The 8706-nt window shown below is 64.2% G+C and carries 8 protein-coding genes; 2 read left to right on the plus strand and 6 right to left on the minus strand.

The window, feature by feature from the left end:
* From EOA28_RS15420 to EOA28_RS15440, 5 genes are all read right to left on the minus strand, one after another.
* Positions 1 to 284 (minus strand): amidase family protein (locus tag EOA28_RS15420; RefSeq protein ID WP_245501527.1); only part of this gene is annotated, 284 nt, incomplete at its 3' end.
* Positions 285 to 486: 202 nt separating this feature from the next.
* Complete coding sequence (locus EOA28_RS15425) at positions 487 to 1578, minus strand: Gfo/Idh/MocA family oxidoreductase (RefSeq protein ID WP_127249492.1); 1092 nt, start codon at positions 1576 to 1578, stop codon at positions 487 to 489.
* A gap of 74 nt (positions 1579 to 1652) precedes the next feature.
* Positions 1653 to 2825, minus strand: a complete 1173-nt coding sequence (locus EOA28_RS15430) for an ABC transporter substrate-binding protein (protein ID WP_127249491.1) — start codon at positions 2823 to 2825, stop codon at positions 1653 to 1655.
* 82 nt (positions 2826 to 2907) lie between these two features.
* The gene (locus EOA28_RS15435; protein ID WP_127249490.1) at positions 2908 to 3756 is read right to left on the minus strand and encodes an ABC transporter permease; all 849 of its coding nucleotides are present in this window, start codon (positions 3754 to 3756) and stop codon (positions 2908 to 2910) included.
* Positions 3753 to 4586 (minus strand): ABC transporter ATP-binding protein, encoded by an 834-nt coding sequence (locus tag EOA28_RS15440; protein WP_127249489.1) that lies wholly within the window; start codon positions 4584 to 4586, stop codon positions 3753 to 3755. The genes EOA28_RS15435 and EOA28_RS15440 overlap by 4 nt, the downstream gene beginning before the upstream one ends.
* Positions 4587 to 4861: 275 nt before the next feature.
* On the opposite strand from EOA28_RS15440, the gene EOA28_RS15445 reads away from it, so the two are divergent.
* A complete protein-coding gene (locus tag EOA28_RS15445) occupies positions 4862 to 5809 on the plus strand; it encodes a MurR/RpiR family transcriptional regulator (RefSeq protein WP_127249488.1) in 948 nt (315 codons plus the stop codon).
* 197 nt (positions 5810 to 6006) lie between these two features.
* A complete protein-coding gene (locus tag EOA28_RS15450; RefSeq protein WP_127249487.1) occupies positions 6007 to 7797 on the plus strand; it encodes an NAD(P)/FAD-dependent oxidoreductase in 1791 nt (596 codons plus the stop codon).
* Between the two features lie 45 nt (positions 7798 to 7842).
* Here EOA28_RS15450 and EOA28_RS15455 read toward each other — a convergent pair.
* A partial coding sequence (locus EOA28_RS15455) for an amidohydrolase family protein (RefSeq protein WP_128315022.1) occupies positions 7843 to 8706 on the minus strand: 864 nt, incomplete at its 5' end.

The raw sequence follows: 8706 nt of genomic DNA on the forward strand, positions 1-8706 counted from the left end.
GAGTTGGTAAGGGGCGCGCCTTTCCAGGACGAGGCGAGCTCCTTGAGCAGATAGGGTACGCCGGCGAAGGGTGCGTTCTTGTCCACCGTCGCCGCCTGGGCGCGCGCCATGTCGTAGAGGCGGTGGATGACCGCATTGAGCGATGGGTTGAGGCGTTCGATCATGGTGATCGCCGCTTCAACGAGCTCAGCCGGCGAAACCTCGCCGCGCTTCACCAGGTCGGCGAGCGCCAGCGCGTCGGATTCGGCATAGGTTTCCAGCAAGCTCTTCGAGATCGCGGCCATGTGTTCCTCCCACTTACAAGTGCCGTCAGTTGCGAACTGGCCCAGACTCACCCTCACCCAGCCTCCGCTTCGCTCGGCTGACCTCTCCCCGGCGGGGAGAGGAGATTGTCAGCGCCGGCGCTTCCCTCTTCTCCCCTCGGGGAGAAGGTGGCCGCGAAGCGGCCGGATGAGGGGGAGTGCCGCGACTTGTGCCAGAGAAGGCTCAGGCCAGCTCGACGGTCCGCTTCTCCGCGATGCTCTGCTCGGCCGCCAGCACGATGCGCAGGCTGTTGACGGCCGCGTCCATCTGCTCGGTCAGATCGAGGTCCTCGCGGATTGCGCGCAGGAAGAAGCCCTGCTCGCGGTCGCAGAGTTCCTGGTGCCCGGGCTCGTCCTCCATGCTGACGATCTCGTCGGGCTTGGCAAAATTCTTGTCGCCGTCGACCTGGGCATAGTGGATCTTCAGCGCGTCGGTCTTGGTGTGGCGGTCGATGTCGGCGGAATCGGACACTTCCTCGGCATCCTTGGCGCTGCTGCCCGACTGGCCGGCGACGATCGAGACCGCGCCCTTCGGGCCGACCACGTCCTTCACGAAATAGGCCGTCTCGCTCATCATCGGGCCCCAGCCGGCCTCGTACCAGCCGACTGAGCCGTCGTCGAAGGTGACGTGCAAATGGCCGTAATTCTGCTTGTCGGCCTCGGCCCAGAGTTTTGCGCCGATGCCGTGCACGCGCACCGGCTTGGCGCCGGTCAGCTGGCACATGACGTCGACATAATGCACGCCGCAGTCGACAATCGGGATCAGCGAGTCGATCAGGTTCTTGTGCCAGTGCCAGGCGGCGCCGCTGCTCTGCTGGTTGAGGTTCAGACGCATCACCAGCGGCTTGCCGAGCGTCTTGCCGACCTCGATGAATTTGATCCAGGACGGGTGTACCCGCAGGATATAGCCCAGCACCAGCTTGCGGTTCTTCGCCCGCGCCGCTGCCACCACCTTTTCGGCGTCCTCGATGTTGGTGGCGAGAGGCTTTTCCATGAAGACATGGCAGTTGGCGGCGATCGCCTTCAGCGCGTATTCGGCGTGCGTGTTAGGCCAGCTGTTGATCGAGACCGCATCCGGCTTCGTCTCCTTCAGCGCCAGGTCGAAATCCTCATAGAGCGGGTAGCCGGCGAGTTCCTTGGGGATCTTCTTGTTGCTTTTGATGTTGCGGCTCATGATGCCGACGATCTCGAAGCCGTCGGAGCGGTGATAGGCGCTGGCATGCGATGCGCCCATATTGCCCAGACCAACCACCAGTATTTTCACCTTGTCGGCCATCGAAGCCTCCCCAATGCTCTTTGAATGGAATGGCGGGCGGCGCCTCCCGCCGCCCGTTGGTCATGGCAGTCGCGTTACTTGACGGCGGAATCGAACAGGTGCGCCTTGATCTTGTCGACGTCGAGGGCGGCAAAGCCTTCCGACAGTTTCACGCCCTCGGCATCGGCCTTGACCTTGGCCTTGTCGAAGTCGTTGGCGGCCGGGATCAGATCGTTGGTGCAGACATCCTCGGCCTTCACCGGCGCGCTGATCTGGCCGATCTTGAGGATCTCGTCGAAGAAGCCCTGCCAGCTCGCCATGTCGTGCGAGCCCCAGCCGCCGCGCTTCTCCATGTCGCCGCGGAAGACGTTGATCTGCTGCAGGATCGAGGTGGTGCCGAGCTCGGGACCGAGGTTCTTGGCCAAGGTCGGGAACTGCTCGAACACGGCTTCGACCGCGGCGCGCGGATTCTGGTAGCCGAATTCGAGGCCCATCGCCCAGCCGCGCAGATACTTCTCCAGGAAGGCCTTCTTATCGGCATCCTCGAGGTCGGCGGCGCGCACGACGAAGGTGTTGGCCGGCAGCTTGGAGTTCTTGACGCCGAGCCAGTACTCGAAGTCGAGTCCCTTGGCGATCCATTCGGCGCGCAAGCCTTCCCAGGAAAGCGCCGCATCGCCCTGGCCGCCGGCCAGCGCGGTGCCCCAGGTCGGCCAGCCGGCCTCGACATATTTCACCTTCTTGATGTCGACGCCCTGGGCCGCCAGCAGCGGATCGACGATCGCCTGCCAGGCGGCGGAGCCGAGCAGAATGGTCTTGCCTTCGAGGTCCTTCAGGTTGTTGGTGCCCTGGCCCTTGCGGAAGGCGAGGCTGAAAGTATCGCGCGCGCCCATGTGGAAGACGGACTTCAGCTTCATGCCGTTTTGAATGGCGAAGGAGAAGACGCCGGGCGAGGGGAAGCCCATGTCGGCCTGGCCGACATCGACGAATTTCACCGTCGCGGTGCCATCCGAAGGGCCGGGCTGCATGTCGGTGGCGAGGTCGCCGAAATAGCCGGCCTTCTTCGCCGACCAGTAGGGATAGTCGTCCAGCACTTCGAGCGTGCCGCGCGGCGAGATCCAGGTGAATTTCTCATAGGCCGCCGCCCGGGCCTTCAGGCCGGACGCGCCGAGCGCGGTGGTGGTCACGACGCCGGCCGCCGTCACCTGCAGGAAGTAGCGGCGGCTGATGCCGGCCGGAGCACTGGAATGGATCGGATTATCGTTGGTCATGGCATTCCCCTTTTGTTGATTGCCCTTATTGATCGCTTGCCTTGCCTCCGCCCGCCTCCCGGGCGTGATTTTTGTCCGTCGGTCAGGTCTCCCAGCTCGCCCATTTCTTGCCGATCAGGAAGAACAGCACGTAGATCAGGATGCCGAGCGTCGACAGGATCAGCACCACCGCGAAGAATTGCGGCATCTGGATCATCGAGGAGTAGGAGGTGAGCCGGTTGCCGAGGCCGAAGCCGCCGCCGACCATCTCGGCGCCGACAGCGGTGAGCAGGCCGAAGATGGCGCCGATCATCAGCCCGACCAGGATCATCGGCAGCGCCATCGGCGCGCGGATCTTCCAGAAGATCTGCAGGGTGCTTGCGCCATAGGAGCGGGCCAGGGCGATCTTGGCGCTGTCGACGCGGCGGAAGCCGGTCGCGGCATTGATCATCACCATCGGGCCGGCAGCCAGAGCGACCGCGATGATGCGCGGCGTGTAGCCGAAGCCGAAGCGCAGGATCAAAAGCGGCACCAGCGCCAGCATCGGTGTGGTGACCAGGATCAGGATGTAGGGCGCCACGATCTTCTCGGCGAAGGGGAACTGCGTGATCATCGCCGCCATCACAAGGCCGACGATGGCGCCGATGGCGAAGCCCGAGACGAGCTCCACCAGCGTGTAGCCGAGATGCGGGGCGATCAGCGGGAACTCGTCGAACAGCGCGTAAACGATCGAGCTCGGCGGCGGCATAATGTATTGCGGCACGTGGAAGATGCGCAGCGCCAGCTCGATGCCGCCGATGATCACCACGGCGACCGCAAGGATCGCTGCCACCTCTGCGCCGGATTTGATGCCGGGGCCGCTGGCGAAGGCCGAAAGATTGGTCAGGCTGACATCCTGGCCGTCTCCCGATTTCGCCTTCGAGAATTCCGGAATGGCGTCGCCCCCGCTCACGGCCTGATCCTAACGATTTCAGCGCTCTTGTGCTCCGGCTGGTCCTGGGCCTGCGGCCTCCGCTCGCCGACAATGTCCATCTTGATCTTGTTGGTGAGGTCGAAGACCTCTTTCGTCGCCATGATCTCCAGCGAGCGCGGGCGCGCGAACGGCACGTCGTAGATCTTGGCGACGCGGCCCGGCCGCGTGGTCAGCACCACGACGCGGTCGGAGAGGAAGATCGCTTCCTCGATCGAGTGGGTGATGAAGACGATGGTCGTCTTGGTGTCGAGCCAGATCTCCTCGACGAGGCGGTTCATCTCCTCGCGGGTGAAGCTGTCGAGCGCGCCGAAGGGCTCGTCCATCAAAAGCACGGAGGGCTTCAATGCCAGGGCGCGAACGATCGCGGCGCGCTGCTGCATGCCGCCGGAAAGCTCGCGCGGGAATTTACCGCCGAAGCCATCGAGCCCGACGCGGTGCAGGAGATGGGCGATCCAGGCGCGGTCGGGCTTCTCGCCCTTGATCTCGAACGGGAAGTTTATGTTGGCGTCGAGATTGCGCCAGGGCAAAAGATTCGCTTCCTGGAAGACGATGCCGATCTCGGGGCGCGGTCCGGTGATTTCCTTGCCGTCGAGCAGGATCGCGCCGGCGGTCAGCCGATGCAGGCCCGACATAGACCACAACAGCGTGGTCTTGCCGCAGCCGGAGGGGCCGACGATCGAAACGATCTCGTTGGGTTGAACATCGAGGCTGCAGCGGTCCAGCGCCAGAAGATCGCCGGAACCTGTCTGATAGACCTTGGTCGCTGCCTGCACGCCGAGCTTCGGCGTTCTTGCGCTTGCCGTACTCATGCTCCCCCTCGGAGACTGCGCGATGAGTTGCCCAAGGCCCCATCTGTCCGCAAAATCAGTCTGTAACTATCCTACTTTACTGTCAAGCGGCGACAGACGGCGGAAGCAATCAGGTTCAATCACATATTATCTAATATGCTGATTTGAAACGATTTTATCGCCTCTTGCGGTGCGTGTTACTTTCCTACATACTCATCGCGGTTGATTGCCTATGGCCAGCGGGCGGATAATCGCGAAGATGACGGATCCAGAAGCGGGCTGGGGAGGACTGGCGAATGACCGAAGCTGACAGCCAGGCATTGCGAATTGCGGACGAAGACGGCGACCGGCACGACCATGTCAGGCGCTTTCCCGATATCATCTCGCAGGTGAAGGACAGCTATGCGGAGCTGCGGCCGGCCGAGCGCCGCGTCGCCGATGTCGTGCTCGACGACGTCAAATATGCGGTCGATGCTTCCAATGCGGCGCTGGCTCAACGTGCCCGGGTCAGCGAGCCGACGGTGACACGGTTCTGCCGCGCCATCGGCTGCGAGGGCGTGCGCGATTTCAAGCTGAAGCTGGCGCAGAGCCTCGTCGTCGGCGCGCTCTATCTCGCCACCAAGCCCCAGCCCGCGAACAGCGACAGCGGCATGCCGTTCTGGAACGCCGTGTTCGGGGAGGCGCGACGCGCGCTGCAGGAGGCGGAGCGGCAGATCGATCCGGGACAGCTGCAGAAGGCGGCGGAACTGATCGCGAAGGCACGGCAGGTGACGGTGTTCGGCCTCGGCGGCAGTTCGTCGGCGCTGGCGCAGGAGACGCAATACCGCCTGTTCCGCTATGGCATCACCATAAGCGCGCAATGCGATCCTTATTTGATGCGCATGACCGCCTCGACGCTGAAGCCGGGCGATTTGGTGATCGCGATCTCGGCCACAGGGCGCACGCGCGAGGTGATCGAGGCGGTGGAGCTCGCCAAGCATTACCGCGCCAACGCGATCTGCGTGACGGCGCCCGACACCGAGCTGACACGGGTCTGCGACGTGCGGCTGACGGTTGCCGTGCCCGAATATCCCGACACGCTGAAGCCGACCGCGTCGCGCTACGCATTCCTGGCGGCCATCGATCTGCTGGCGGTGGCGGCAGCCTACAAGATTGACGGTCCGGCGCGCGAGACGGTGCGCAGGATCAAATACAACGCGCAGATCCATCGGACGGGCAAGGAGATGGAGCCGCTGGGGGATTAGCGACTACCCTTCTCCCTTGTGGGAGAAGGTGGATCGGCGCGTTAGCGCCGAGACGGATGAGGGGTGTTCCAGCGGAGTGAGGCCTTGGCTTTCCCTGGAGCACCCCTCATCCGTCGCCTTCGGCGACACCTTCTCCCACAAGGGGGAGAAGGGGAAGGCGCCGCCGGATTTCGAACTGAAAAAGGGAACGAAGAAAAATGCTCGACATCGCACCATCGCAACAGGCGGCGACCTGGCTCGGCTCATTCGGCCGGGCGCTGGAGGCGGGCGATATCGAGGCGGCGACGAACCTCTTTGCGGAGGATTGCTACTGGCGCGATCTTTTGACCTTCACATGGAACATAAAGACCATGGAGGGGCAGGCCGCGATCCGCGAGATGCTGAAGGCCACGCTGTCGCTGGCGCAGCCATCACATTGGCACCTGACCGGCGAGCCGAGCGTCGACGACGGCATCGTCGAGGCTTGGTTCACATTCGAGACTGGGGTGGCGCGGGGCGAGGGGATCCTGCGGCTCAAGGATGGCCGCTGCCGTACGCTGTTCACGGCGATGAGCGAGCTCAAGGGTTTCGAGGAGCAAAAGGGCCCGGCGCGGCCGCTCGGCATCCGCCACAAGGCCGACCCCAAGCGCGAGACCTGGGCCGAAGCGAGAGCGCGTGAGGCGCGCGATCTCGGCGTGCACGAGCAGCCCTATTGCCTGGTGATCGGCGGCGGGCAGGGCGGCATCATGCTCGGCGCCCGGCTGCGGCAGCTCGGCGTTCCGACGCTCATCATCGAGAAGAATGCGCGCGCCGGCGATTCCTGGCGCAACCGCTACCGCTCGCTCGTGCTGCACGACCCGGTCTGGTATGACCATCTGCCCTACATTCCGTTCCCGGAAAACTGGCCGGTCTTCACGCCCAAGGACAAGATGGGCGACTGGCTGGAAATGTACACGCGCGTCATGGAGCTGAACTATTGGGTGGCCGCCAAATGCATCAGCGCTGCCTATGACGAGGCCGAAAAGGTCTGGACCGTGGTGGTCGACCGCGTCGGCCAGCGCGTCACGCTGAAGCCGAAGCACATCGTCTTCGCCACCGGCGCCTACGGGCCGCCGCGGCGGATCGAATTGCCGGGCGTCGACAGCTTCAAGGGCGAGCTTTTGCATTCCAGCCAGTATCCCACCGGCGAGAAGTTCCGCGGCAAGCGCGTCGCGGTGATCGGTGCTGCAAGCTCCGGCCACGATGTCAGCGTCGACCTGTGGGAAGCAGGCGCCAAGGTCACCATGGTGCAGCGCTCGCCGACGACCGTGGTGAAGTCCGACACGCTGATGGATGTCGGCTTCGAGATCTTTTCCGAGAAGGCGCTGGCGCGCGGCATCACCACCGACAAGGCCGACATGATCGTGGCTTCCACGCCCTTCGCTTTGGTGCCCAAGGGCCAGCGCGCGCTCTATGACGTGATCAGGGCGCGAGACGCGGATTTCTACACGCGTCTCAGCGACAGCGGCTTCGCCATCGATTTCGGCGAAGACGAGACCGGGCTCTTGATGAAGGCCTATCGCACCGGCTCGGGCTATTACATCGATGTCGGCGCCTGCGAGCTGATCCTGAACGGCGAGATCAAAGTCAAAAGCGGCGTCGGCATCAAGTCGCTGACGCCGAACGGCATCCTGTTCGAGGACGGCAGCGAATTGGAAGTCGATGCGATCGTCTGCTGCACCGGTTATCAGTCGATGAACGAGACGGTTGCCGCTATCGTGTCACGCGAGGTCGCCGACAAGGTCGGTCCGTGCTGGGGCCTCGGCTCCGGCGTGAAGGGCGACCCCGGTCCCTGGCAGGGCGAGTTGCGCAACATGTGGAAGCCGACGGCGCAGGAGGCGCTGTGGTTCCACGGTGGCAATCTGGCGCTGTCGCGCTTCTATTCGAAATATGTGGCGCTGCAGCTGAAGGCGCGGATGGAAGGAATTGCGACGCCTGTTTATGGCGAGCCGAGTAATTCGCGAACCTAGCGTTTGTTATCCTGGGGCGGTGCGACGCGAGGCGGTACGTAGACCCTAGAACGACGATTTTGAGGGGCCAAGATGCCTGGCCGCCACATCCACATGCGTGTGATGCGCATGCGCTTCGAAGCGTTCGGTCTCGTCGTGGTCGGGCGCTTCGTTTGGCCACCATTTGCCGCCGATGGCAATGCCGTTGGACACCAGGCGCTGGTCCGCGATCAATGATGCCCCGACAGCATCGACGAAGGTGAAGCGGCCGGGCTGGAGCCGCAGCACCGCGACGTCGCCGATGCCGCCGACCTTCAGCGCACCGAGCTCGGGTCGGGCGATCGCCTGCGCGGGATTCACCGTCGCGGCGCGCAGCACCTCGACCAGCGGCATGCCGAGCGCCATGAGCTTCGACATGCAGACCAGCATGTCGAAGGCCGGGCCGTCGACGCAGTAGAGGTGAACGTCGCTCGATATGACGTCGGGCGCGAGACCCTCGGCGAGCATCGCCTTCGCCACCTCGAAGTCGAAGGAGCCCATGCCGTGGCCGATGTCGAAGATGACGCCGCGCTCGCGCGCGAGCCGCATGTCCGGCCGCACCGTGCCCGAGGCGAAGACCGGGGCGTTGGGGAATGGCCGGAAGCAGTGGGTGAGGATGTCGCCGCGGCGCAGCCTGGGCAGCACTTCCGAACGGCCCGGCGGCGGTTCGTCGATATGCGCCATCAGCGGCAAGCCGACCTTGTCAGCGGCTTCGAGCGCGAGATCGACCGGGGCGATGCCGCTGGTACCGCCGGCATGCTTGCCGGAGCGGACTTTCACGCCGACGACGAGATCGGTGTGCTCGCGCACCGCGGCCACCGTCTCGCGCGGCTCGCAGAGCCTGAGGTCGCTGCATTCGCCGACCGATACGGTCTTGGCGAAGCCGAATAT

This window comes from Mesorhizobium sp. M2A.F.Ca.ET.067.02.1.1 (assembly GCF_004023285.1).
Taxonomy (GTDB): Bacteria; Pseudomonadota; Alphaproteobacteria; order Rhizobiales; family Rhizobiaceae; genus Mesorhizobium.

Bases quoted from the DNA above. Each gene is read 5' to 3' on its own strand.
- EOA28_RS15440 (WP_127249489.1), bottom strand. From the start codon at position 4,586: ATGAGTACGGCAAGCGCAAGAACGCCGAAGCTCGGCGTGCAGGCAGCG.
- EOA28_RS15445 (WP_127249488.1), top strand. From the start codon at position 4,862: ATGACCGAAGCTGACAGCCAGGCATTGCGAATTGCGGACGAAGACGGC.
- EOA28_RS15425 (WP_127249492.1), bottom strand. From the start codon at position 1,578: ATGGCCGACAAGGTGAAAATACTGGTGGTTGGTCTGGGCAATATGGGC.
- EOA28_RS15450 (WP_127249487.1), top strand. From the start codon at position 6,007: ATGCTCGACATCGCACCATCGCAACAGGCGGCGACCTGGCTCGGCTCA.
- EOA28_RS15430 (WP_127249491.1), bottom strand. From the start codon at position 2,825: ATGACCAACGATAATCCGATCCATTCCAGTGCTCCGGCCGGCATCAGC.